Origin of the sequence: Bartonella sp. HY761 (assembly GCF_026743145.1) — a bacterium.
Lineage (GTDB): Bacteria > Pseudomonadota > Alphaproteobacteria > Rhizobiales > Rhizobiaceae > HY038.
In genome coordinates, this window is the sequence record NZ_CP104887.1 from 1,979,496 (window position 1) to 2,004,794 (window position 25,299).

Below are 25,299 nucleotides of genomic sequence, written 5' to 3' on the forward strand. Positions count from 1 at the left end.
ATAATTTAAGCGCTCATCAATTTGATTTGTAGTTACGAAATATTCTAAACCACTTCACAGATGGAATAATTTACACTACATATAAATTATGAAGAATATAGATATTGCTGACAAGAAAAATTGCTTTTTAGGTGTTGAACGCTCAGTACTTGGCTACCGCTGGGTAGATCGTTTAGACAGAGCTAATTTAAACGCTGTTTTAGCAATGACGCAGAAATATGGCATTCCTGACATGCTAGCACGCGTCTTGGTAGGGCGCGGTATTGAAGAAGGCGATGTCAATCAATTTCTTGATCCGACCTTGCGCGATTCTATGCCTGATCCATCAAGTTTTACTGATATGGATAAGGCCGCAACACGCATTGCCGATGCCATTATCAAGCGTGAAAAAGTTGCAATTCTTGGTGATTATGATGTTGACGGCGCATGTTCATCTACCATATTGGCACGTTTTTTACGTAGCTTTGGTCTTTTAGTTGAAATTCATATTCCTGACCGTATTGTCGAGGGCTATGGCCCCAATGATGATGCAATGGCACAACTTGTCCATAATGGCGCAAGCCTCATTGTCACGGTTGATTGCGGCTCTTTAAGTGAAGGGCCTATCGCTGCGGCTGCCAATCTTGGTGCTGATGTGGTGGTACTTGATCACCACCAAATGGGCGATGTTTTGCCAAGCAAGGCATTAGCAGTAGTTAATCCCAACCGCCCTGATGATTTTTCTGGCCATGGCTTTTTATGCGCCGCAGGGGTGGTTTTCATTACTCTTGCAGCTATTTCCCGTAATTTACGCACTCGCCAATTTAAAGGGCAAATGCCCGACCTGTTGGCATTGCTTGACCTTGTCGCCCTTGCCACCATTTGTGACGTTGTGCCGCTGATCGGGGTAAATCGTGCTTTTGTGGTTAAAGGCTTACAAGTCGCCCGCAGCATGAATAATGTTGGTTTTGCAGCCCTTGCAAAAGCCGCGCGTATTGGTGAGCCATTAAACACGTTTCATCTTGGCTTTTTAATTGGTCCGCGCATCAATGCTGGCGGACGCATTGGCAATTCTGCCCTTGGTAGTATTTTGCTAGGTACCGATAATGGCGATCAAGCAACAAAAATTGCCCTTGAACTTGAAGGCTTAAATAGCGAAAGACAAGCACTAGAAGCGGTGCAGCTAGAAGAAGCAGAAGCGCAAGTTTTATTTGAATTATCGCAACAAACCACCGAGCCATCAGTGATTGTAGTCGCAAGCCCCGATTGGCACCCCGGTATTGTTGGGCTGTTAGCATCGCGTTTGAAAGAACGTTATCAAAGACCAGCCATTGCCCTTGCTATTAAGCCAGATGGGTCAGCAACTGGTTCTGCACGTTCTATCACAGGTTTTGATGTTGGCGATCTTATACGCCGCGCAGTTGAAGAAGGTTTGATTGAAAAAGGCGGCGGTCATATTATGGCAGCGGGTCTTACCATTAATGCGAGCAAGATCAATGATTTTAGAATTTGGTGTAATGCAGAAGCCAATAAGCGTGTTTTAACCTTACGCCAATCAGCAACTCTTGCCATTGATGGTGCAATTTCTGCTAGCGGCGCAACCAATGATTTTATCAAATTGCTAGAAAAAGCTGGTCCTTTTGGTGCTGGCAATGATCAGCCTATTTTTGCAATCCCATCACACTGTCTTGTTGATGTACGCGAAGTGGGAAAGGGACATGTTGCGGTAACTCTTGCCAATGCTGAAGGAAGAAAGCTTAAAGGCATTGCATTTCGCAGCGCCAGTTCTGATCTTGGCACATTTTTATTGGCTAATCGCGGCAATTACATTCACATGGTTGGCAATTTATCGCTTAACTATTGGAATGGCTCCTATTCTCCGCAAATACGCATTATTGATGCTGCCCCTGCCTGATAATGTCAGTGATAAACACTTTAGCTTTGCATATAAAGTGCTTGTGGTAGCGGTACTTAATCCCCATCTATAAATGGAATAATCATTGCAAAGAGCAGCGATTATTCTTAAAGTTTCATACATATTGCATTTTATCACATAAATTTCTGTTCACCCTATAAGGTTTATCATGGCAAAAATATTTCCAGCTATTGCGGCTCCAGAAACCGCAAAAATTGCACAAAAATCTGTTCATCATGGCATTGAAAAAACTGATGAATATGCATGGCTACGCGCAGATAATTGGCAAGAAGTGTTTCAAGATCCATCAAAGCTTGACCCAGCTATTTTAGCACAATTACAGCAGGAAAATGCCTATCAGGCAGAAATGATGACCGGCACTGAAGAATTGCAAGCCAAGCTTTTTGCAGAAATGAAGGGCCGCATCAAGGAAGATGATTCATCCGTTCCTGAAAAAGATGGTGAATTTGCTTATGGTTCAGCCTTTGCAATTGGCGGCGAGCAACCTTATTTTTTCCGCACTAAACGTGATGGTGGCGAACAATTTATTTATCTTGATGGCCATAAGGAAGGTGAGGATAAAGCTTATTTCCAGCTTGGCGGCGTTAGCTATGCGCCAGACCATAAAAAATGTCTTTGGAGCTATGACGATAAGGGATCAGAATTTTACGATATTAAAATTCGTGATTTTGGGCACGATAGTGACCATGATGAAGTTTTGTCGCATACGAGTGGTGATGGGGTTTGGGATGCCAATGCACAAGGTTTTTTCTATAGCAAATTAGACGAAAACCATCGCGCTAGCGAAATTTTCTATCACCGTCTTGGCACACAGCAAAGCGAAGATAGACTTATTTTCAAGGAAGAAGATACCCGGTTTTTTGTGCAAGTTTCAGGCTCTGCCTTGGAAGATTATATTTTTATTAATCTGCACGACCATGAAACATCTGAAATATGGTTTTTGCCAGCCAATGATCCATCAGCACAACCAAAATTAATTAAGGCCCGCGAAACCGGTGTTGAATATGAAATTATTCCTGCCGGCGAGCAATTCTATATCTTGACCAACATGGATAAAGCGCGTGATTTTAAAGTGATGGTAACGCCATCAGCGCAGCCAGAGCCAGAAAATTGGCAAGACTTCATTCCCCATGAAGAAGGCCGTTTGATTGTTGGCTTTGATGCTTATGAAAATTATCTTTTATGGCTAGAAACCCAAAACTGCTTGCCTGCAATTAAAGTTTGGAACCGTGAAACCAAGGATATTCATTCTATTGCCTTTGATGAAGAAGCCTATTCCTTGGGGCTGCATGGCGCAGTAGAATATGATAGCGATATTATCCGCTTTTCCTATTCATCACCAACCACACCGCGCCAGCTTTTTGAATATGATTTGAACTCGCGTGAGCGCAATTTGCTTAAAGAGCAAGAAGTACCATCGGGACATAATGCCAGCGATTATGTTGCCCGCCGCTTAATGGCTAAAGCGCATGATGGCGAATTGGTACCTTTAACCTTGCTTTACCGCAAAGATATTGCTCTTGATGGCACGGCGCCATGTCTTTTATACGGCTATGGCGCCTATGGCATGAGCATGCCCGCAAGTTTTAGCACTACGGTTCTATCACTGGTTGATCGTGGTTTTATTTATTGTGTGGCGCATATTCGTGGTGGCAAAGAAAAAGGCTATCATTGGTATGAGAATGGCAAATTAAAGCATAAAACCAATACATTCCATGATTTTATCACTGCCGGCCGCTATCTAGTTGAAAATGGTTTTACGTCCCATGAAAAATTAATGGCTTTTGGTGGTTCTGCAGGTGGTATGCTGATGGGGGCAATTGCCAATATGGCACCCAATGATTATGCTGCCATTGTTGCCGCTGTACCTTTTGTTGATGTTTTAAACACAATGCTTGATGCAAGCCTGCCCCTCACCCCGCCAGAATGGTCGGAATGGGGCAACCCAATCGAATCTAAAGATGATTATGAATTAATTGCCTCTTATTCGCCTTATGACAATGTTAAGCAACAAGCCTATCCGCCAATGTTGATACTTGCTGGCCTAACGGATCCACGCGTCACCTATTGGGAGCCAGCAAAATGGGTTGCTCGCTTGCGTGAACGCAAAAGTGATTATAATCCTGTTTTATTCCGCATTAATATGGATGCAGGACATGCAGGAGCATCGGGTCGCTTTTCACGACTTGAAGAATGGGCCTATATGTATTCTTTCATGCTAAAAATTGTCAATTATGACATTTTGGCAGAAAAAATCTAATTATAACAATTAAGCTAAACCTATTTTTTTGAGATATTTTAGCTCATAAATTAAAGGAGAAAGTGCAATGATAAACAAAATAAAAGTAATTTTTATAAGTATCTTCATTGCACTTCTTCCGCTAACGTCTTTTGCAGCAGCGCCGGATAGGCAAAATGAATTTTTAGGCAAGCGCTGCAATACACCGCCCAAAGGCAGCGGCATTATTGCCGGTTTTTTCCGTGGTTGGGAACAAACACCATTTCAATATTATGGCTCTGGCTATATGCCAGTAGAACGCTATCGCTGTTTTCAAACTATGAATGAGTGTAAAACATGGCTTTTCACCATGAATTATTATTATAATGAAAAAACACCAGACGCCTCGCTCTGCACGCAGTTTTAAGCGCATTTTCCGCAAAAAATGAAGCAAGTTTCGGGTTAAGTTGACACTCAAATATAAAGCTTCAAAAGAAGTCGTCGCTTCTACCCTCTTAATTAATCCATGGGATGCAGCATGTCTAAAGACTATTATTATGGCCTTGGTGCTGTTTTCTTCGCGGCACTTTTATGGGGAACAACAGGAACGGCTGCGGCTATGGCACCACAAGTTGGGCCTATTGCCATTGGCGCGTCGGCCATGGGGCTTGGCGGATTAATCCAAGCTTTTATGGCACGCAAAAAAATATCTGCGCAACTATCGGCCCTCAAAAGGCATTGGGTTTTATTATTGGCAGGGGGCATTTCAGTTTTGGTTTATCCGCTTGCTTTTTATGCTTCTATGCGGCTTGCCGGCGTTACCATTGGTACGGTTATTTCCATTGGTTCAGCCCCATTATGCTCGGTTATTATCGAGCGTTTTTTTGAAAAGCATCCAATTTCCATGCGCTGGCTCATTGGCATTAGCGTTGGCCTTGTTGGCATTATTTTACTCTGCCTTGCGACCCACCATGGCGCATCTACCCAAAAGGGCGATGAAAATCCATTGCTTGGTATATTTTTGGGGCTCGTTGCTGGGCTCACCTATGCTGGATATTCTTGGACATCCCGTCAACTTATGCAAAAAGGCATTGCCTCATCGGCAGCTATGGGCGCAACGTTTGGGCTAGGTGGCCTTATGCTCATGCCAATACTTTTGGCAACTGGCGCACCTTTCTTGCTATCATGGCAAAATTTTTCAGTAGGGCTTTATATGGCTCTTATCCCAATGTTTTTAGGATATTTGTGTTTTGGCTATGGGCTTGCTCGCATTAAAGCAAGCGTTGCCATTACCATTACACTCATGGAACCAGTCGTTGCAGCATTTTTGGCAGTGCTTATTCTTGGGGAGCGCTTACCACTTATCGGTTGGCTTGGCGTATTACTAATTCTTTCATCATTGGTGTTTGTAACCTTACCCAGTAACCTATTTAATAAAAAAACAAAAACCGCATCTTGATATTTTCATAATTATGAGATTGCAAGACTATCGTTTCACAGTCGATATTTTAAAAAACTAAAAGCATATTTTTAAATATAAACGGTTAAGGATAAACCGCCATGAGCGATGAAAACTCTCAAAAGATATTGGCAAAAGAAAAAATAATAGCTCTACGCAATATTATTCAACAAAATAATGCTGAAAAGCTGTTTTTGATAGATAACCCAGATAAATTTGATAGCTATAGTATTAATTTTAACTATCGCGGCGGCACAATCACTTATTGCGATTGGCGTGGTCCTGAAATACGATTTGAAGCCAATGACACCGACAAATTAATCCGCTATTATTTGCAATTAATAGCTGATTATAAAAAAGATTAGCAGCGATAAAGTACAATACATTATTGCTGCATCTATATATTACCCTTTAAAGCGGCAAAATGCTACATTTGTTGCTCGTCAGTCCGGCGGGTTTCACGTTGGGTAATAAGACGGGCGGAACGGCGGCCTGAAATGGAAAGCCACAACCAATTTAAAGCAACGGCTAACCGACTTTGCGCGCCAATCAAGAAATAAATATGGGCAACACCCCAAATCCACCATGCAAGAAAACCGGTGAGCCGAATTTTACCAAAATCAATCACCGCAGAATTGCGGCCAATGGTTGCAAGGTTACCAAGGTGGCGATAATGAAAAGCGGGCGGCGGCGTCAAATTTTTGCGGCGATGATTAATAACCTTTGCAACATATTCGCCCTGTTGCTTGGCGGCAGGTGCAATACCGGGAACTGGATTGCCATTTATTTGCTTTACCGATGCCGTATCACCAATAATGAAAATTTCTGGATGGTTCTCCACCGAGAGATCATCCTTAACAAAAGCGCGACCAGCTCGATCTTTTTGCGTATTAATCCAATCAGCAGCATCTGATGCTTTAACCCCTGCCGCCCAAATAATTGTACGGGCAGGAATAGCTTCATCACCAATGGCGACACCATCTTCATGACACTCAGTTACTGGTTTGCCCGTGCGCACATCAACGCCCATTTTTTCCAAGGTTTTCTTGGCATATTCAGATAATTCTTCAGGAAAGACTGGTAAAACACGGCTCCCTGCTTCAACAAGCAAAACTTTTGCTTTGGTTGTATCAATATTGCGGAATTCTTTTGGCAAAGTTTTATGGGCAAGTTCAGCAATAATACCGGCAAGCTCAACACCTGTTGCACCGCCGCCAATAATCACAAAAGTAAGCAGCGCTTCACGCAGTTTAGGATCTTTTTCCATTTCAGCTTTTTCAAAAGCCACCAACATGCGTCGTCTTATAGTTGTTGCGTCTTCAAGATCTTTAAGACCGGGTGCAATATCTTCCCACTCATCTTTACCAAAATAGGCATGCCGTGCGCCAGTTGCTAAAATTAACGTGTCATAGGGTAATTGCTTACCATCGGATAGACTAACTTGCCGTGCTTCCTTATCAATTGCTGTTACCTTACCAAGATAGGTGGTAATATCTTTACGCTTGCGCAGTAAATGACGAATAGGCCACGCAATTTCTGATGTTGCAAGAATGGTAGTTGCTACCTGATAAAGCAGTGGTTGAAAAAGATGGTGGTTACGTTGGTCAATCACGGTAATCACGGTATTTGGGCATTTTATTGCTTTGGCTGCAGAAAGGCCCGCAAAACCACCACCCACAATAACCACACGATGATCAGACATTACTTACTCCTTAAAAAGGCAATTACAAAATAGCAAAAATAAATGCCTTTAAGCTACTATGTAGCTTTAATTTATTCGGGGTATATTAGCAGACAATGAAAAAATAAAAATCATTAAATTTTGATTTCAATCAAATAATATTGAAAACTAAATCGTTTTCAATAAAAATCTGTTGTTGTTTTGAAACACTATAAATCGCACTAAAATTTATCATCGAATAAGGCATAAAATCTATTTAACCTGCCCTATAGCACGACCATTACATTAAAAAAGCATGCTGCACTGAGCGCATGGTTAAATTATAGCCAAAAATGATTCACCTTTGATTAAAACTGCTCCAGCTTGAAATCCTCACAGCTTTCTTTCATCATTTCTGCCCAGTCGCGCAATAATTTACTGCGGCTTTGGGGATAGTTTTGTGGCAATGCATTACAGCTTAAAATCCTATCGGTTCTAAAATGCCTAAAATCATCGCGTTCCTCGCAATGGGCCAAGATTATCCGGCTTTTTGCAAAAAAAGCTAATCCAAAAGCCCAAATAATCCGTTTGCTAAATTTACCATGGGCATCACAATAGGTAATCGCAAGCTTTTTATGATCGCGAATGACTTTGCGCAATAATGTGACTACTTCCATAGTTTCAGGCTGGTTAAACCGCGTATCGGGCGGAACATGTAGTGCAACAGCTTGCATTGAATCGGCTAAGGCTTTGGGCAAACAAGCCGCAATTTTTGCCATGGCAGAGCGCGCATCTTGCAACAATGCGCCCTCGCCCAAACTTGCAACCAAGCGCGACCCAAGCACCAAGGCTTCCAATTCGTCATGACTAAACATTAAGGGCGGCACATGAAACCCAGGGCGTAAAACATAGCCAAGCCCTGCTTCGCCCTCAATTGTTGCACCTTGCGCTTGCAAACTTGCAATATCGCGATAAAGCGTCCGTAAACTTACCTTTAATTCATTGGCAAGCACAGCTCCCGTTACTGGATAACGGTAACGACGCAACAGGTCTAATAGAGCAAGTAGGCGTTCTGATTTGGTCATAAAAAGCTAAATGGCAAATGAATAATCGGTTTAAAAAATGAAATTGGAGCATATCACCCAATATCCAGAAATTCTATAGCAACTTAGACTAGAATGTAGCAAAAGCAATTATGGACATTGATAAGGGCTTAAACCAGCCATGTCTTGACCCGTTTGGGTATTTTTAATTGTAACAACGGATTTTGGATTAAACTTGCAAAGCATTCGTCGATATTTTACAAACATATCGCTGGTAGCATCTGTTAAATTAATTTTTGGTCCTAACTCTTTACCATTAGCATCATGTGAAACAATACGATAAGTTCCTGATACAGTTGAACATGCAGAAATAAAAATAAAGACTAATAAAACACTTATATTTTTCATCATATACACCACCATTACACAACAAAATAATAAATAAAAGGTCTTGCCTAATTAAACGGGTTTAACCTTAGCTATTGTAGCAAGATTTTTGCTTTTTCATAAGATAGGTTGTTAAGTATTCATTCTCATTCTTTAAGATGCAGATGGAACGTCTTTTCAGGAATGCTTTTGAATTTGCTGAGCCTTACTTTTGCTAATCCCCAAAAGCCTTCAATACCCTTGATATAAACACGCCCCTTGCAAATTCATCTTAGCAGATGGTCAACATGGAAATGTCGTTAACCAAAATCAACCAAACCATTATATCCGCGCTACCCATCAGAGTTTATGATCGAGGCAATATCCACTTTTCTTGCGTCATAAAGCCCTGTAAGGTAGCTTTTAAGCAGTTTGGTACAATTTCAGTATAAGCTTACCCCCCTCGTTCAAATGTACAAAAACTATTGTTTTACCAAAAGAGCCACGCCCATCTTTGCCTAATAGACGACGAGGACCGATTAAACTTTCATCAACTTCAACAATACCAAACACGGGACGCTTAAGCTTCGCAAGCTAGATAGATAGATAGATAGATAGATAGATAGGTTCGCGCAGCCCCTGATAAATGTGGTTAATGATATTAAGGTTTAGCCCAGTCAATCGTGAGGTTTGAAATCCAGTTAAATCAACCACAAAACAGCGAACAACATAACGAATTTTCTGTTTTAAAATTCTACTACGAATGGAATGCTTATTTTTCACGTCTTATCATAGCCTCATAACGAATAATTATCATTTAACTAGGCAAGACCCTATTATATTTTTTTTCAATTTATTAATCGACTACATAGAATAAAAATTCTAAATATTATGACTATGTCATTTAAATTCTTTATATTAATAATTCTAAATATATCGCAATTTAAATTCTATTGGAAACGCAATCATACGTATTACTTTAAGACAAGTTGAATATTTTATATCTAATGCGGAAACTGGTACATTAGTCTTGCGCCTGAACGCGTTAAAGTGTCCTCGCCATCAATATAGACTGCGATTGCCAATATTGAGGAGGAATTGCAAGCAAAATTGCTTATTCGACAGCATGCTCAAGGGCTGGCCTTTAACTCCAGCAGGTAAATAGGCGTTTATTTAAGCAAAAAAATATTGATGAAACTGAAAACTTTATAATGTAACGGATGATATAACAAACTAGTTGCGCAAACAAATTGTCGTAGGCTGCATGGTGACCTTTGCGCCGATGAATATGCCGAAAGTTAGCAAAGGATTATAAAGAGGCGACAACCTCATCACCCATTTGAGCGTTAATCTTAAATAAAGACATATGCTGATACCCGATAGTTATCAGTAAAAAATATAAAAAGACAATCACTCTGTAAAAAAACAAATAGCGGCTAGCTATCCACATGCGATAAATCACCGCAATCTCAATCAAAAAATCCCACAATCACAGACTTACTTGAATTTGTATGGATAGCTTCGGTACTTATCGAGAAATAAAACTATTGCAATTTAGAATTATTCGATTGAATATATCTATCCAACTCGCAAATGAGATAGTTATGGAGAGATTGTGCATGGAGAGGCAAAATCATATCGCCGATCAACAAACAGCAACTCCCAAAGCTGCAAATAATAAATCCCTTAAGCAGCCAAGATTTTCAATTGGATTTATTCTTGCTAACGACTTTGCCTTGAGCGCATTTGCAAATTTTATTGATGTTTTAACCCTTGCCAATAATAAGGTTGCAAGCATTAATCAAACGTCATGTCATTGGTCTGTTTTATCCAATTCCCTGAACCCAATTTTTTCAAGTAGTGGTATTGGCGTACAACCTAACCAATCACTCATTGCCCCACAAAATTTTGATTATATAATTGTGGTAGGCCGTTACACGGATAGCCTAAGCGAACTTGATAGTAGCTATATTGATTATCTCCATCTTACAGCACAAAGCAAAATTACGCTTGGTGGTATCGGTACTGGCAGCCTTATCATCCATGCTGCGGGTCTCATGGAAGGTTATCAAACTTGCCTTAGCCCATTGCGCGGTCAAACTTTTTTAGAAAAATATAGTGGTTTGCGCTCTGTTATGGATAAAAGCTTCATCATTGACCGAGACCGCTTAAGCACTGATAGTGCGGCAGGTACCAGCCAACTTGCTTCCTACATTGTAGCAAAACATATCGGGCGAAGCGAAGCACGTAAGGCTTTGCATACATTGGCGGCCAATGAACCGTTCCCCCCAGATAAAACGCAGCCAACTATCCCCCAAGAATGGCATAGCGATAACCCTGTCGTTGCGAAATCATTGCATATGATGCAGCAAAATATTGATTGTCCATTATCTATAGATGATATAGCCAAAACAATTGGCCATAATAAACGGCAAATAGAGCGCCATTTTCAGCAAGCCCTTGCTACTTCACCGCAAGCCGCATTTATTGATATGCGGCTTAATTTTGCCCGCACACTTATTGAAACCACCAACAAGCCCCTTGCCGAAATTGCAATCCAATGTGGCTTTTGCGATTCATCGCATTTAAGCCGCATGTTTCGCCGCCGTTTTGGTAAAAAGCCCTTTGACCTGCGTGCTAAAAACAAGGATATAAGTTAAGCCTTGGAAATCTGGCAAAAAGACACTCGATTTTAAAGATACTAACTGACTTTTTGATTATTGTTTGGCGGAAAATACTTGGTTGGTAAAATGCACTTCACCGGCAGATATTGTTTTGCGCACGCCATTATCTTGGTAAATAACCAATTGGCAATTTTCATCAATGGTTTCAAAAACGCCAGTGATTAATTCACCATTGACCATGATATTAACCCGCCCACCTAGATTAGCGGCATGTTGCAGCCATTTATCACGAATTGCGCTAAGGTTTTTTCCCTTATCCCATAATTTATAATTGGTTGCCCATGTATCCGATAGGCTTTCAAACCATTGTGCTGCATCAATATTATAGCCAATATTGTGCAAGGCGGCAGTAGGGTAAGGCATATTATCGGGCGAGCTGACAATATTGCCACCAATACCAATAATGATTGCGTGATTTTGGTTTGGTAAAGTCACCAGTTCCAATAAAATACCAGATAATTTGGCATCGCCCACCAAAAGGTCATTGGGCCACTTTAATTTGACGGGTTCACTGGAAATGCCAAAGCCTATTGAGCGCTTGTGTTGTTCTAACGCTTCGATTAATGAGACGCCGGTTACAAAACCTAATGTTGCGGCATTATGCGGCGCAAAATCATCCACCAATAATAGTGAAACAAAAAAATTACCTTTGGGACTAACCCATTGGCGACCACGCCGCCCACGCCCTGCTAGCTGCTCATCTGCAACTATCCATAAATTTCCTTGGTCGCCGTTCTTTGCAAACTCAGTGGCTAGTTGATTGGTTGAGTCTAAAAGTTCATAAAACTCAACCCGATAACCAGCTTTTTTTGCTTGCGAAGAAAGGCGAACAACCATTTGAAACTTTACTTAATTATTGTCTACGTCGTAATTATTGTGCCATGAAAAGAGATTGTGCGGCTGTTGCTGCCCATGGTGTAATCCATACAGCAAAGAACACATAGAACAATCCAAATACACCGCTCAAGAATAACACAATGCGCAATTCACTTGGCAAAGCTAAGAAGCCGCCCTTGGATTCATCAAACCACATGACTTTGATAAGGCGCAAGTAGTAAAAAGCACCAACCACAGATGCCATCATACCAATGACGGCGAGTGGCACCAAGCCAGCACCAACGGCCGCTGAGAATGTGTACCATTTACCAAAAAAACCAGCCAAAGGCGGAATGCTGGCAAGTGAGAACATGTGCATGGTCATGATTGCTGCCATAAAAGGATTGCTCCAAGCAAGGCCAGCAAGGTCACTGATTTCTTCAACATTACCATCGCGATTACGCATAGCTAGAATAAAGGCGAATGCACCAAGCGTCGTAACAAGGTAAATCGTCATATAAATGATGATACTTTGTACACCAGCTGTAGCAATTTCCAAAGACCCTGCTCCAGCAGCAGCAGAAAGACCAACAAGCGCGTAGCCCATATGGGTAATAGATGAATAAGCCATTAGGCGCTTAATGTTCTTTTGGCCAATACCAGCAAAAGCACCAAGGATCATCGACGCAATCGCAATGAACACAAGAATTTGCTGCGCTGCAGGCATAATGCTTGATTGTGCACCAATATGATCTGGGCTAAAGCCCATAACCACAATACGACCGATAAGCGCAATAGCAGCAACTTTTGGAGCACCGGCAAAAAAGGCAGTTACGGGTGTTGGCGAACCTTCATAAACATCGGGCGTCCACATATGGAATGGAACGGCAGAAATTTTGAATGCAAGACCTGCAAGCACAAAGACCATACCAAAGATAAGGCCAAGCGGCGGATGACCACCTGTGAAGCTTTGGGCAATTTCCATGAAACCAATATGGCCAGTATAGCCATAAACCAGTGAAATACCGTAAAGCAACATGCCTGAAGACAAAGCACCCAAAACAAAATATTTAAGGCCAGCTTCAGATGAGCGAGCATTATCACGGTTAAAGGCAGCTAGCACATAAAGGGCAAGGGATTGCAATTCCAAGCCCATATAAAGTGATAGCATATTGCCGGCTGAAATCATGAGCATCATGCCAACAGTTGAAAGCAAGGCGATGATTGGAAATTCAAACTTATCAAAACCGTAATTCTTGGCATAGCCAACCGACATGACCAGTGCGACAAGCGCACCAATCACGGTTAGAACTTTCATGTAACGGCTATAGCTATCCATAATCAAGGCATCGCCAAACACGTTACCATAGGGCGGAAACACCACTAATAATACAAGAGCAGCAGCCAAAACAACAACCGCAAGCGTGGTTATCATTGTATAAGATTGCTGTTTTGAATATACGCCCACCATAAGCAACACAAGAGCACCCACTGCGATCACTAGCTCTGGAAGCATGAGCGGCAATTGAGCCATCAAATCAATCTGCATCAGATTTGCCTCTTCTATTGCATCAATGTTGCACTTGAAGCAATTGCCTGCAGTGCATCATTATAATTGGTAATAAGGTTGTTTACGGTACCTGAAATAACATTCAAGATACCCATCGGATAAACACCGAAGAAAATAGTCAAAACAACCATTGGGTAGAGAAGGAATTTTTCCCGTGGCGATAAATCTAGCAAAGCCTTCAAGCTTTCTTTCTCCAGCGGGCCAAAAATGACACGGCGGTAAAGATAAAGTGCATAAGCAGCTGAGAGAATAACCCCAGAGGTTGCAAAAACTGCAAGCCAAGTATTTACTTGGAAAAGACCAATCAGCGTCAAGAACTCACCAATAAAGCCCGAGGTGCCCGGTAAGCCGACATTGGCCATGGTGAAGATCAAGAATACCGTTGCATATTTTGGCATATTATTGACAAGGCCGCCAAATGCCGCAATCTCACGAGTATGAAGGCGATCATAGATAACACCCACACAAAGGAAGAGTGCGCCTGATACGAAACCATGCGAAATCATTTGATAAATCGCACCTTCAACACCTTGGGCATTGGCGGAGAAAATACCCATTGTCACATAGCCCATATGGGCAATTGACGAATAAGCAATAAGCTTTTTCATGTCCTCTTGCACAAGAGCAACCAGTGAGGTGTAAATAATTGCGATAACGGACAAAGCAAAGACGAAATCTGCAAAATGTTCTGATGCAACAGGGAACATAGGGAGCGAGAAACGCAAGAACCCATAGCCACCAAGCTTCAACAAAATACCAGCAAGAATAACCGAGCCTGCCGTTGGTGCTTCAACGTGTGCATCTGGCAACCAAGTATGGACGGGCCACATTGGCATTTTAACTGCGAAGGACGCAAAGAAAGCAAGCCATAACCAGGTCTGCATGGAAGCAGGGAAATGGTGATTGTTTAACAATTCAACAATATCAAGTGTACCAGCATTCCAATACATTGCCATTAATGCAACAAGCATGAGAAGCGAACCAAGCAAGGTATAAAGGAAAAATTTTATACTTGCATAAACACGGCGCTGACCACCCCATACGCCAATGATGATAAACATTGGAATAAGGCTACCTTCAAAGAAGATATAGAATAGCACACCATCAAGCGCACAAAATACACCAATAACCATTGTTTCTAGAATAAGAAACATAATCATATATTGCTTTACGCGCTTTTGAACTGTTTCCCAACTGGCAAGAATACAAAATGGCATAAGAAATGCGGTAAGCACCACAAATAAGATGGAGATACCATCGACACCCATATGGTAGCTAATTGCTGGTTTACCTTCAGAATTGGTAAGCCAAACAAGTTTTTCAACCATTTGGAAGCCAGCATTGCTGCGATCAAAACCTGCCCAAACGACAAGCGAAAGTACAAATACAAAAATAGTGGTTAATAGCGTAACATTACGAATATTACGCTTGGCAGCCTCGCCATCCTCTTTAATCAAGAGGATAAGCAATGCGCCGAGTAACGGTAGGAATGTAACCGTTGAAAGAATTGGCCAATAATGCTCACTCATCAGTTTACACTCCAAAATGTTCCAAACATCATCCAAGTGATGAGGGCTGCAACACCGATAAGCATCGCAAATGCATAATGATAGAGATAGCCGGTTTGCATGCGTACAGCGACCTTATTGGTAATAGTAAGAACAAGACTGGCAAGACCATTTGGTCCTAGTCCGTCAATTATTTTTCCGTCAACGACCTTCCAGAAGAAACGGCCAATGGCAAAGGTGGGACGAACAAAAATAGCGTCATATAATTCATCAATATACCATTTATTGAGCAGGAATTTGTAAAGGCGTGGCATTGCTGTTGCAAGTGCCTTTGGAACGGCTGGCGAAATGATATAGAACCAAAAAGCAAGAACGAAACCAAGAGCCATAACAATAAAGGGTGACCATTTTACCCAAACTGGCACGCCGTGAGCATCATGCATCACATGGTTGTGCTCGGAAGTAAATAATGCACCTTTCCAGAAAGCGTCATAATGATCGCCGAAGAAATAAGGCATAAAGATAAAGCCCGCAAGCAAAGCGCCAACTGCCAAAACAAACAATGGCGCTAACATAACAGGCCCTGATTCATGCACATGATGCATAACGTCAGCCGTTGCGCGTGGTTTGCCGTGGAAGGTAAGGAAAATCAAACGCCATGAATAGAAACTGGTCATAAAGGCGGCAATGACAAGCAGCCAGAAACCATAGCCTGATGCAGCATTATGGGCAGCATAAGCCGATTCAATAATTGCATCCTTGGAGAAGAAACCAGCAGTACCAATAACGGTTCCTGGAATACCAACGCCCGTCAAAGCGATTGTACCGATAATCATCATCCAATAAGTGGTTGGAATATATTTACGCAAGCCACCCATATGACGCATATCTTGTTCATCAGACACAGCATGGATCACTGAACCTGCACCAAGGAACAATAATGCCTTGAAGAAAGCGTGGGTAAACAAATGGAATACTGCCGCGCCATAAGCGCCAACACCAAGAGCCACAAACATATAACCAAGCTGCGAACAGGTTGAATAAGCAATAACGCGCTTAATATCATTTTGCACAAGGCCAACAGTTGCCGCAAAAAATGCAGTTGTCGCACCAATAAAGGTAATGACTGTCAAGGCTGTAGGCGAAAGCTCAAAGATTGGCGACATACGTGCAACCATGAACACACCAGCCGTCACCATGGTAGCCGCATGGATAAGAGCAGATACTGGAGTTGGGCCTTCCATCGCGTCTGGCAACCAAGTATGCAACAAAAACTGCGCTGATTTACCCATTGCACCAATGAATAACAATAAGCAGGTAATCGTCAACGCATTGGTGCGGTCAACTTCCCAGCTTAAGAATGTGAAAGTGTTAGCATAATCGCCACTTCCCGCACGGGCAAAAATATCTTCAAACCCAACAACGCCGAAAATCACAAAAATGCTAAACATTCCAAGTAGGAAGCCAAAATCACCAACGCGGTTCACCACGAAAGCTTTCATGGCTGCTTTGCTGGCTGAAGGTTTTTGATACCAAAAGCCAATAAGCAAATAAGAAGCAAGACCAACGCCTTCCCAACCAAAAAACATTTGGACGAGATTGTCAGACGTGATCAACATCAACATCATAAAGGTAAACAGCGAAAGATAAGCAAAAAAGCGTGGACGGCTTGGATCATGGTGCATGTAACCGATAGAATAGATATGCACGAGCGCCGATACGGTATTAACAACAACCAACATAATTGCGGTTAAAGTATCAACCCGAAAAGCCCAATCAAAGTCCAATCTACCTGATAAAATCCAGCTAAGCACCTCCACATGCTGGGTTTCACCATTTGCATTCATTGCAATTGTAATAAATGCAACCCAAGACAATATGGCAACAACAACCATTAAGCTACAGGTGACCAATTCACTTGCACGCGCACCGATGCTATTGCCAAAAAGACCAGCAATGAGAAAACCAATTAGTGGAAGGAAGACGATTGCGTCAAATAACATGATGCGTCAACCTTTCATCATATTGACATCTTCCACCGCGATAGAACCGCGATTACGGAAGAATACAACAAGTATGGCAAGACCAATTGCTGTTTCTGCAGCAGCAACTGTTAGCACGAAAAGTGCAAAGACTTGGCCTACCAAATCATTTAAAACAGCAGAGAATGCTACGAAATTTAAATTAGCCGAGAGCAAAATAAGCTCTACCGACATTAAAATAATAATAACATTCTTACGATTTAGAAAAATACCGAAAACGCCAATCGTGAACAAGATCGCCGAAACGGTCAGATAGTGAGCAATTTCTATATGCATTTTTTTCTTCCCGTTAAATACCTTTATTGGATTCGACTTTTTTAATCTCAATGGCAGTTTCAGGTGTACGTGCAACTTGGGCAGCAATTGATTGGCGCTTAACATTAGGGCGGTGACGCAATGTCAATACAATTGCCCCAATCATAGCAACCAAAAGCACCAAACCGGCTAATTGGAAATACAATACATAATCAGTATAAAGTATTTCACCAAGCGCTTGTGTATTGGTTTTAGCAACATCACTTGCCGCTTTTGCAGCAATGGCAACATCTGGAATGATCGAGTTCGAAGTAAAAACAACCACAAGCTCAATAAGCAAAATAAGACCGACAAGCGCACCAATTGGTGCATATTGCAATGCACCGCGCTTTAATTCGGCAAAGTCCACATCAAGCATCATGACCACAAATAAGAACAATACCGCAACGGCACCGACATAAACCACAAGCAAGATCATGGCCAAAAATTCAGCGCCGGTGAGCAAAAATAATGCTGCGGCATTGAAAAAAGCCAAAATGAGGAAAAGAACCGAATGAACGGGGTTACGTGCCGCCACCACCATTACGGCACTTGCGATCAAAATGAACGAGAACAGATAAAAAAACGCAACCACAGGACCAGTTAGCATGGGGTTCCCCAAGATAATTCAACGCAGTGACGTGGAATGAAAGCGCCACGTCTTCGCCTGAAAGAAGCTAAATTAAAGCTTCCGATGACAAGAGGGTCAAATATTTGCCCCTCGAAAACTGCCTAAACAGCCTTAAATAAAACCCTATAACCACATATAAAACAAATAGTTACAATGCGATATTAAGGTTATACTAAATTATTAACGATACGGTGCATCAAGCGCAATATTGCGGGCAATTTCGCGCTCCCAACGATCGCCATTAGCGAGCAACTTTTCCTTATCATAATAAAGCTCTTCGCGGGTTTCGGTCGCAAATTCAAAATTTGGTCCCTCAACAATCGCTTCAACTGGGCATGCCTCTTGGCAAAAACCACAATAAATGCACTTTACCATGTCAATATCGTAACGCACTGTACGCCTTGTACCATCATTACGGCGTGGGCCAGCTTCAATGGTAATAGCTTGTGCAGGACAAATAGCTTCACATAATTTACAAGCAATGCAGCGTTCTTCACCATTTGGATAACGACGCAGCGCATGTTCACCACGAAAACGTGGTGAAATACGACCTTTTTCATAAGGATAATTGATGGTTGGCTTTGGTGCTACAAATTGCTTGCAGGCGAGAAAAAAGGCACTTACCAATTCAAGTAGCAATAAAGATTTAGCAGCTTGGAAAAGACTTGACATTATCTTAAACTCCTATGCCAGACCAGTAATTTTTAAGAATGCAGCCGTAAGCACGACCATTGCAAGTGAAATAGGCAAGAAGACTTTCCAACCAAGACGCATGAGCTGATCATAGCGATAACGTGGAACGAAAGCTTTAACCATCGCAATCATAAAGAATACAGCGCAAACTTTGAACAAGAACCAGAACACACCCGGTATCCAATTGAGCCACCAAACATCAAGCGGCGGCAACCAACCACCTAAGAATAAAATCGTAGTCAAGGCGCACATCAAAACAATCGCAACATATTCACCAAGCATATAAAGAAGATATGGGCCTGAAGAATATTCAACCATGTGCCCAGCCACAAGTTCAGATTCTGCTTCAACCAAATCAAAAGGTGGGCGATTTGTTTCAGCAAGTGCTGAAATAAAGAAAATAACGAACATTGGGAAAAGACCTAACCAATGCCAATCAAGGAATGATGCAAATGGCAAACCAGCCATAGTGCCGATACCGTCTTTTTGTGCAAGCACAATTTGAGTAAGATCGAGCGAACCTACGCAAAGTAGCACAGTCACAATCACAAAACCAATGGACACTTCGTAAGATACCATTTGCGCGGCAGAGCGCAATGCACCAAGAAATGGATATTTGGAGTTTGATGCCCAGCCGCCCATAATAACACCATAAACTTCTAACGAAGAAATAGCGAATACATAAAGCATGCCGACATTAATATCAGCAACTGCCCACCCTTCATTAACCGGAATAACCGCCCAACCACAAAGGGCAAGGCCTGCCGAAATGAATGGAGCAAGAAGGAAAATACCTTTATTTGCACCGGCTGGAATGACAGGTTCTTTAACAATAAACTTAATCAAATCCGCAAAAGATTGGAAAAGACCAAATGGACCAACAACATTGGGACCGCGACGCAATTGAACCGCTGCCCAAATCTTACGATCTGCTAAAAGCAAGAATGCAATGATAACCAACAGCGCTACAATAAATAATAGCGACTGCCCGATTGGCAACAATATCTGCATCAAGAAGAAATCTAACATTTTATATCACTCTTCCTCTTGTAACCATTATTCTGCTGCTTGCGGAATGCGACCGCTTGCAAGCGCCGAACACTCAGCCATAATGGCAGATGAGCGTGCGATCGGATTGGTAAGATAGAAATCTTGTATAGGTAAAACGAATTTTGCTGAACCAAGGGTTTTAAAGCCATTAGCCAAAGTGGTAATATCCTTAACGTCACCCACCAAAATATCATCAATGGCGGCAAAATGCGGATATTCACTATAAAGCTTACGTCTTAAAGCGCCAAGTGAGTCATAAGGCAAACGCACACCCAAAACATCAGACAATGCACGTAAAATTGCCCAATCTTCTTTTGCTTCACCAGGAGCAAAAGTTGCACGATTGGTCATCTGTACACGGCCTTCAGTATTTACAAAAATACCTGATTTTTCAGTGTAAGCTGCACCGGGCAAAATAATATCTGCATTATGTGCGCCATTATCGCCATGGCTACCAATATAAATTGTGAAGCCTTTTTTAGCATTCAAATCAATTTCATCAGCGCCAAGCAAGAATAATACTTCGCTATCATTTACTACGTCTTTTGCCCTTGCATTATCTTCGGCAACAAAACCAAGATCAAGTCCGCCAACGCGTGAGGCTGCAGTGTGAAGGACATTAAAGCCATTCCACTCGTCATTAACCGCACCAATAATTGTAGCAAGCTTTGCAGCCGCCTTTGCAATATTAGCACCATTCTCGCCGCTAAGTGCACCCTGACCAAGTATAATCATAGGTTTTTGAGCAGTTTTCAATTTTTCAAGGAATGAAAGCTTGCCATCAATAAGTTGACTGAGTGTTTCTTCCCCTGCCCCAAGATATTCGAAAGGATAGCGCATTTCACCACGCTCGCCAATCACAGCAATTGGATAATCGCTCTTTCTTTGGCGTTTACGAATACGGGCATTAAGAACCGATGCTTCAAAACGTGGATTACTACCAATGATAATCAATGCATCGGACTGCTCAATACCGGCAATCGTTGTATTGAAAATATAGCTAGCGCGACCCGCTTTTGGATCATGGGCTGCGCCATCTTGGCGGCAATCATAATGGGTGGAGCCAAGCGCATTAAGCAATGATTTTAGCGAATAGATTTCTTCAACTGTTGCAAGATCACCAGCAATAGCACCAATTTTAGTGGCATTTGCCTTATCAATCGCAACTTTAATCGCCGTAAAAGCTTCTTGCCAACTTGCTGACATTAACCGACCTTGGCTATTGCGAATATAAGGGCGATCAAGACGCTGGGTTTTTAAACCATCCCAAATGAAGCGGCTCTTATCTGAAATCCATTCTTCATTAATCGCTTCATTAACCCGTGGCATAATACGCATAACTTCGCGTCCACGCGAGTCAACACGGATAGCTGAACCAACCGCATCCATAACGTCAATAGTTTCAGTCTTGCTAAGTTCCCAAGGGCGTGCATTGAAAGCATATGGGCGTGATGTCAAAGCACCAACAGGACAAAGATCGATAACATTGCCCTGGAGCTCTGATGTCATTGCCTTTTCAAGATAGGTGGTGATTTCAGCGTCTTCGCCGCGACCAATAAGCCCCAACTCAGAAATACCTGCAACTTCGGTGGTAAAGCGCACACAACGTGTGCAGTGAATGCAACGCGTCATCACTGTCTTTACTAACGGCCCAATATATTTATCTTCTACCGCACGCTTATCTTCTTGATAACGCGAGAAATCACGACCATAAGCCATTGCTTGATCTTGCAAATCACATTCGCCGCCCTGATCGCAAATGGGGCAATCAAGCGGGTGGTTGATAAGAAGAAATTCCATGACGTTTTCACGCGCGCGCTTTACCATAGGTGTTTTTGTAAAGATCTGCGGTGGCTCACCATTAGGACCGGGGCGCAAGTCCTTTACGCCCATTGCACAGGAAGCCTGTGGCTTAGGTGGCCCACCTTTTACTTCAACCAAACACATGCGGCAATTGCCGGCGATAGACAAACGCTCGTGAAAACAAAAGCGGGGCACCTCGGCTCCGGCCTCTTCCGCTGCTTGTAGCAACGTATAGTGATCGGGAACCTCGATCTCCTTGTCGTCAACTATGATCTTTGCCATCGTTTTTCCAAACCGGCGGCCTCGCCGCCTATCCTAGAAATTAAACCAAAAAACCTATTCAGCAGCTTCAAGCGCAATATTACGGCTTTGCACTGCATTATGGGTATATTCATCAATCCGCTTTTCAATTTCAGGGCGGAAATTACGAATAAGCCCCTGAATAGGCCAAGCAGCAGCATCGCCGAGCGCACAAATCGTATGCCCTTCAACCTGCTTCGACACATCAAATAAAAGGTCAATCTCGCGCTTTTGCGCGCGCCCTTCAACCATGCGCCCCAAAAGACGCATCATCCAACCAGTACCTTCACGGCATGGTGTACATTGGCCACAGCTTTCATGCTTAAAAAATGCTGCAATACGCCAAATAGCTTTAATAATATCGGTCGATTTATCCATAACAATCGCGCCGCCAGTACCAAAAGAAGACTTAACTTCCCTTAAACCGTCAAAATCCATGATCACATCGATCATGTCTTCGCCGCGAACGACAGGACAAGATGCACCGCCTGGGATAACGCCTAAGAAATTATCCCATCCACCACGGATACCACCGGCATGTTTTTCAATAAGCTCACGGAAAGTAATGCCTAAAGCTTCTTCAACGGTGCAAGGTGTATTTACATGACCTGAAATCATGAATAATTTGGTGCCCACATTATTAGGACGACCAATAGCTGCAAACCATTCTGCACCGCGACGTAAAATCGTTGGCGCAACAGCAATGGATTCAACATTATTAACGGTTGTAGGGCAACCATAAATACCCATATTAGCTGGAAATGGCGGCTTCAAACGTGGCTGGCCTTTTTTGCCTTCCAAGCTTTCAAGCAGCGCAGTTTCTTCACCACAAATATAAGCACCGGCACCATGATGCACAATAATATCGCAAGGATGGCCATGTTTTGGATTTTTACCCAAAAGTCCTGCATCATAGCATTCATCAATAGCTGCTTGCAGCGCTTCACGTTCGCGAATATATTCACCGCGTACATAAATAAAAGCAATATGAGCGCCCATTGCAAAAGTTGCTATAACACAGCCTTCAATCAAAGTATGAGGATCGTGACGCAAGATCTCTCTATCTTTACACGTACCAGGTTCGGACTCATCGGCATTGACAACCAAATAATGAGGGCGACCATCACTGACCTTTGGCATGAATGACCATTTCATGCCAGTCGGGAAACCCGCACCGCCACGGCCACGCAAACCAGATGCTTTCATCTCATTGATGATCCAATCACGGCCTTTTTCGATAATGCCTTTGGTGCCGTCCCAACAGCCACGAGACATAGCACCTTTAAGAGATGTGTCTTTTAATCCGTAAATATTGGTGAATATGCGATCCTTATCAGCTAGCATGTCTCACCTATTCCTTTCCGTCCGTAACCATCGGCTTTTAAAGCAATCTCACTCATTAACATATCTACTCTTTAGGCTTTACAGCTTGAGCTTTTACCTGATCACCATCAAGCAATGACGTTAATCCTGTGATTGGTTCTGATGACTTGCGTGAATTTTGCGGCCCAACAGGGACTGACGCACCTTCACCACGCTCAAAAGCATCAATAATTTCTTCTAAACGCTCTGGTGTTAGGTCTTCATAGGTATCTTTAAAAATCATCACCATTGGTGCATTAACGCAAGCGCCTAAGCATTCGACTTCTTCCCATGAAAGCGTGCCGTCTGCATTGGTTTCAAATGCATGTTCGTTGATCTTATTCTTGCAAAGTTTGATCAGTTCACCTGAACCGCGAAGCATGCAAGGAGTTGTACCACATATTTGCACATGGGCTTTTGTACCCACTGGCTTTAACTGGAACTGAGTATAAAATGTTGCTACTTCCAAAACACGAATATAAGCCATACCGAGCAAATCAGCGATATACTCAATTGACGCGCGTGTGACCCAACCATCTTGCTCTTGCGCACGCATCAGCAAAGGAATAACCGCCGATTGCTGGCGACCTTCAGGATATTTAGCAATAGTTTTTTCAGCCCATGCCATATTTTCAGCATTAAAAGCAAATGTATCGGGCTGTACAGATTCATCAGCGAGACGGCGAACAGACATTAGCGATCAACCTCTCCAAAAACAATATCAAGGGAACCAAGGATAGCAGCAACGTCTGCAAGCATGTGACCCTTACACAAGAAATCCATTGCTTGTAAATGTGCATAACCTGGCGCACGTAATTTAACACGATATGGCTTATTGGTACCATCTGCGACGAGATAGACACCAAATTCGCCTTTTGGCGCTTCCACTGCTGCATAAACTTCACCCGCAGGAACGTGGAAACCTTCAGTAAAGAGTTTGAAGTGATGAATAAGCGCTTCCATTGAACGCTTCATATCACCGCGTTTTGGCGGGGTAATTTTTTGATCAACACTCGAAACAGGGCCAGTCTTTTCTGAACTCAACAAACGCTCGACACATTGGCGAATAATACGAACTGATTGGCGCATTTCTTCCATGCGGACAAGATAACGATCATAACAATCGCCATTTTTACCGACTGGAATATCAAATTCCATTTCTTCATAGCACTCATAAGGCTGGCTTTTGCGCAAATCCCAAGCAGCGCCCGAGCCACGCACCATAACACCAGAAAAACCGTAAGCCCATGCATCTTCAAGCGAAACCGTTGCAATATCAACGTTACGTTGTTTGAAAATACGATTAGGTGTAATAAGCGCATCCAAATTACCAAGCGCTTCAAGAAACGGATCAAGAAATGCGCCAATATCTTCAACCAATTGCTCTGGCAAATCTTGATGAACACCACCTGGACGGAAATAATTGGCGTGAAGACGAGCACCACAAGCGCGCTCATAAAATACCATCATTTTTTCGCGCTGCACAAAGCCCCAAAGTGGTGGCGTTAAAGCACCAACGTCCATGGCTTGCGTGGTAACATTAAGAAGGTGGTTCAAAATACGACCAATTTCGGAAAAAAGCACACGGATGAGCTGGCCACGCTTTGGCACCTCGACTTTAAGCATTTTTTCAATGGCGAGCACATAGGCATGCTCTTGATTCATTGGCGCAACATAGTCCAAACGATCAAGATAGGGACCTGCTTGCAAATAGGTCTTAGTTTCCATCAACTTTTCTGTACCGCGATGCAGAAGCCCAATGTGCGGATCAACCCGCTCTACCACTTCACCATCAAGCTCCAATACCAAGCGCAACACGCCGTGCGCTGCTGGATGCTGCGGACCAAAATTGATATTAAAATTACGGACATTGACCTCAGCCACG

The 25,299-nt window shown here is 42.6% G+C and carries 21 protein-coding genes; 6 read left to right on the forward strand and 15 right to left on the reverse strand.

What is annotated here, in order from left to right; translation table 11 throughout:
* Positions 1–88 precede the first annotated feature (88 nt).
* From recJ to N6A79_RS08590, 5 genes are all read left to right on the forward strand, one after another.
* On the forward strand, positions 89–1,894 hold the full coding sequence (recJ, locus tag N6A79_RS08570) for a single-stranded-DNA-specific exonuclease RecJ (protein WP_268545610.1): 1,806 nt from the start codon (positions 89–91) through the stop codon (positions 1,892–1,894).
* A 169-nt stretch (positions 1,895–2,063) separates the two neighbouring features.
* The gene (locus N6A79_RS08575) at positions 2,064–4,175 is read left to right on the forward strand and encodes a S9 family peptidase (RefSeq protein ID WP_268545611.1); all 2,112 of its coding nucleotides are present in this window, start codon (positions 2,064–2,066) and stop codon (positions 4,173–4,175) included.
* A gap of 67 nt (positions 4,176–4,242) precedes the next feature.
* Positions 4,243–4,560: a hypothetical protein gene (locus N6A79_RS08580; RefSeq protein ID WP_268545612.1), complete on the forward strand. Its 318-nt coding sequence runs from the start codon at positions 4,243–4,245 to the stop codon at positions 4,558–4,560.
* Between the two features lie 111 nt (positions 4,561–4,671).
* The gene (locus tag N6A79_RS08585; protein ID WP_268545613.1) at positions 4,672–5,592 is read left to right on the forward strand and encodes a DMT family transporter; all 921 of its coding nucleotides are present in this window, start codon (positions 4,672–4,674) and stop codon (positions 5,590–5,592) included.
* Between the two features lie 101 nt (positions 5,593–5,693).
* Positions 5,694–5,957 (forward strand): hypothetical protein, encoded by a 264-nt coding sequence (locus N6A79_RS08590; protein ID WP_268545614.1) that lies wholly within the window; start codon positions 5,694–5,696, stop codon positions 5,955–5,957.
* Positions 5,958–6,019: 62 nt separating this feature from the next.
* Here the strand turns inward: N6A79_RS08590 and N6A79_RS08595 are convergent, their stop codons facing one another.
* From N6A79_RS08595 to N6A79_RS08605, 3 genes are all read right to left on the reverse strand, one after another.
* The gene (locus N6A79_RS08595) at positions 6,020–7,294 is read right to left on the reverse strand and encodes an NAD(P)/FAD-dependent oxidoreductase (RefSeq protein ID WP_268545615.1); all 1,275 of its coding nucleotides are present in this window, start codon (positions 7,292–7,294) and stop codon (positions 6,020–6,022) included.
* Positions 7,295–7,620: 326 nt separating this feature from the next.
* The gene (locus N6A79_RS08600; protein WP_268545616.1) at positions 7,621–8,337 is read right to left on the reverse strand and encodes a helix-turn-helix transcriptional regulator; all 717 of its coding nucleotides are present in this window, start codon (positions 8,335–8,337) and stop codon (positions 7,621–7,623) included.
* 108 nt (positions 8,338–8,445) lie between these two features.
* Entirely contained in the window at positions 8,446–8,706 is a 261-nt protein-coding gene (locus N6A79_RS08605; RefSeq protein ID WP_268545617.1) for a hypothetical protein, read from the reverse strand.
* A gap of 1,574 nt (positions 8,707–10,280) precedes the next feature.
* Here N6A79_RS08605 and N6A79_RS08610 point away from each other — a divergent pair.
* Positions 10,281–11,321, forward strand: coding sequence for a GlxA family transcriptional regulator (locus tag N6A79_RS08610; RefSeq protein WP_268545618.1), 1,041 nt, complete (start codon positions 10,281–10,283; stop codon positions 11,319–11,321).
* 57 nt (positions 11,322–11,378) lie between these two features.
* On the opposite strand, the gene N6A79_RS08615 is transcribed toward N6A79_RS08610, so the two are convergent.
* From N6A79_RS08615 to N6A79_RS08670, 12 genes are all read right to left on the reverse strand, one after another.
* Entirely contained in the window at positions 11,379–12,182 is an 804-nt protein-coding gene (locus N6A79_RS08615) for a biotin--[acetyl-CoA-carboxylase] ligase (RefSeq protein ID WP_268545619.1), read from the reverse strand.
* 34 nt (positions 12,183–12,216) lie between these two features.
* Positions 12,217–13,710 (reverse strand): NADH-quinone oxidoreductase subunit NuoN, encoded by a 1,494-nt coding sequence (gene nuoN / locus N6A79_RS08620; protein ID WP_268545620.1) that lies wholly within the window; start codon positions 13,708–13,710, stop codon positions 12,217–12,219.
* 14 nt (positions 13,711–13,724) lie between these two features.
* Positions 13,725–15,260 (reverse strand): NADH-quinone oxidoreductase subunit M, encoded by a 1,536-nt coding sequence (locus N6A79_RS08625; RefSeq protein ID WP_268545621.1) that lies wholly within the window; start codon positions 15,258–15,260, stop codon positions 13,725–13,727.
* Positions 15,260–17,242 carry an NADH-quinone oxidoreductase subunit L gene (gene nuoL / locus N6A79_RS08630; protein ID WP_268545622.1) on the reverse strand — a complete coding sequence of 661 codons (1,983 nt, stop codon included), beginning with the start codon at positions 17,240–17,242 and terminating at the stop codon, positions 15,260–15,262. The genes N6A79_RS08625 and nuoL overlap by 1 nt, the downstream gene beginning before the upstream one ends.
* Positions 17,243–17,248: 6 nt before the next feature.
* The gene (gene nuoK / locus N6A79_RS08635) at positions 17,249–17,557 is read right to left on the reverse strand and encodes an NADH-quinone oxidoreductase subunit NuoK (RefSeq protein ID WP_182417241.1); all 309 of its coding nucleotides are present in this window, start codon (positions 17,555–17,557) and stop codon (positions 17,249–17,251) included.
* 13 nt (positions 17,558–17,570) lie between these two features.
* Complete coding sequence (locus N6A79_RS08640) at positions 17,571–18,185, reverse strand: NADH-quinone oxidoreductase subunit J (RefSeq protein ID WP_182417242.1); 615 nt, start codon at positions 18,183–18,185, stop codon at positions 17,571–17,573.
* Between the two features lie 201 nt (positions 18,186–18,386).
* Complete coding sequence (nuoI, locus tag N6A79_RS08645; protein WP_182417243.1) at positions 18,387–18,878, reverse strand: NADH-quinone oxidoreductase subunit NuoI; 492 nt, start codon at positions 18,876–18,878, stop codon at positions 18,387–18,389.
* 12 nt (positions 18,879–18,890) lie between these two features.
* Positions 18,891–19,928 carry an NADH-quinone oxidoreductase subunit NuoH gene (gene nuoH / locus N6A79_RS08650; RefSeq protein WP_182417244.1) on the reverse strand — a complete coding sequence of 346 codons (1,038 nt, stop codon included), beginning with the start codon at positions 19,926–19,928 and terminating at the stop codon, positions 18,891–18,893.
* Between the two features lie 27 nt (positions 19,929–19,955).
* Positions 19,956–22,034 carry an NADH-quinone oxidoreductase subunit NuoG gene (nuoG, locus tag N6A79_RS08655; RefSeq protein ID WP_268545623.1) on the reverse strand — a complete coding sequence of 693 codons (2,079 nt, stop codon included), beginning with the start codon at positions 22,032–22,034 and terminating at the stop codon, positions 19,956–19,958.
* A gap of 54 nt (positions 22,035–22,088) precedes the next feature.
* The gene (gene nuoF / locus N6A79_RS08660) at positions 22,089–23,396 is read right to left on the reverse strand and encodes an NADH-quinone oxidoreductase subunit NuoF (RefSeq protein ID WP_268545624.1); all 1,308 of its coding nucleotides are present in this window, start codon (positions 23,394–23,396) and stop codon (positions 22,089–22,091) included.
* Positions 23,397–23,460: 64 nt separating this feature from the next.
* Positions 23,461–24,108 (reverse strand): NADH-quinone oxidoreductase subunit NuoE, encoded by a 648-nt coding sequence (gene nuoE / locus N6A79_RS08665; RefSeq protein ID WP_182417246.1) that lies wholly within the window; start codon positions 24,106–24,108, stop codon positions 23,461–23,463.
* Positions 24,108–25,298, reverse strand: a complete 1,191-nt coding sequence (locus N6A79_RS08670; RefSeq protein ID WP_182417247.1) for an NADH-quinone oxidoreductase subunit D — start codon at positions 25,296–25,298, stop codon at positions 24,108–24,110. The genes nuoE and N6A79_RS08670 overlap by 1 nt, the downstream gene beginning before the upstream one ends.
* Position 25,299 lies beyond the last annotated feature (1 nt).

Excerpts from the sequence above, each read along its gene's own strand:
- recJ (WP_268545610.1), top strand. The coding sequence starts at position 89 with ATGAAGAATATAGATATTGCTGACAAGAAAAATTGCTTTTTAGGTGTT.
- N6A79_RS08575 (WP_268545611.1), top strand. The coding sequence starts at position 2,064 with ATGGCAAAAATATTTCCAGCTATTGCGGCTCCAGAAACCGCAAAAATT.
- N6A79_RS08580 (WP_268545612.1), top strand. The coding sequence starts at position 4,243 with ATGATAAACAAAATAAAAGTAATTTTTATAAGTATCTTCATTGCACTT.
- N6A79_RS08585 (WP_268545613.1), top strand. The coding sequence starts at position 4,672 with ATGTCTAAAGACTATTATTATGGCCTTGGTGCTGTTTTCTTCGCGGCA.
- N6A79_RS08590 (WP_268545614.1), top strand. The coding sequence starts at position 5,694 with ATGAGCGATGAAAACTCTCAAAAGATATTGGCAAAAGAAAAAATAATA.
- N6A79_RS08595 (WP_268545615.1), bottom strand. The coding sequence starts at position 7,294 with ATGTCTGATCATCGTGTGGTTATTGTGGGTGGTGGTTTTGCGGGCCTT.
- N6A79_RS08600 (WP_268545616.1), bottom strand. The coding sequence starts at position 8,337 with ATGACCAAATCAGAACGCCTACTTGCTCTATTAGACCTGTTGCGTCGT.
- N6A79_RS08605 (WP_268545617.1), bottom strand. The coding sequence starts at position 8,706 with ATGATGAAAAATATAAGTGTTTTATTAGTCTTTATTTTTATTTCTGCA.
- N6A79_RS08610 (WP_268545618.1), top strand. The coding sequence starts at position 10,281 with ATGGAGAGGCAAAATCATATCGCCGATCAACAAACAGCAACTCCCAAA.
- N6A79_RS08615 (WP_268545619.1), bottom strand. The coding sequence starts at position 12,182 with ATGGTTGTTCGCCTTTCTTCGCAAGCAAAAAAAGCTGGTTATCGGGTT.
- nuoN (WP_268545620.1), bottom strand. The coding sequence starts at position 13,710 with ATGCAGATTGATTTGATGGCTCAATTGCCGCTCATGCTTCCAGAGCTA.
- N6A79_RS08625 (WP_268545621.1), bottom strand. The coding sequence starts at position 15,260 with ATGAGTGAGCATTATTGGCCAATTCTTTCAACGGTTACATTCCTACCG.
- nuoL (WP_268545622.1), bottom strand. The coding sequence starts at position 17,242 with ATGTTATTTGACGCAATCGTCTTCCTTCCACTAATTGGTTTTCTCATT.
- nuoK (WP_182417241.1), bottom strand. The coding sequence starts at position 17,557 with ATGCATATAGAAATTGCTCACTATCTGACCGTTTCGGCGATCTTGTTC.
- N6A79_RS08640 (WP_182417242.1), bottom strand. The coding sequence starts at position 18,185 with ATGCTAACTGGTCCTGTGGTTGCGTTTTTTTATCTGTTCTCGTTCATT.
- nuoI (WP_182417243.1), bottom strand. The coding sequence starts at position 18,878 with ATGTCAAGTCTTTTCCAAGCTGCTAAATCTTTATTGCTACTTGAATTG.
- nuoH (WP_182417244.1), bottom strand. The coding sequence starts at position 19,928 with ATGTTAGATTTCTTCTTGATGCAGATATTGTTGCCAATCGGGCAGTCG.
- nuoG (WP_268545623.1), bottom strand. The coding sequence starts at position 22,034 with ATGGCAAAGATCATAGTTGACGACAAGGAGATCGAGGTTCCCGATCAC.
- nuoF (WP_268545624.1), bottom strand. The coding sequence starts at position 23,396 with ATGCTAGCTGATAAGGATCGCATATTCACCAATATTTACGGATTAAAA.
- nuoE (WP_182417246.1), bottom strand. The coding sequence starts at position 24,108 with ATGTCTGTTCGCCGTCTCGCTGATGAATCTGTACAGCCCGATACATTT.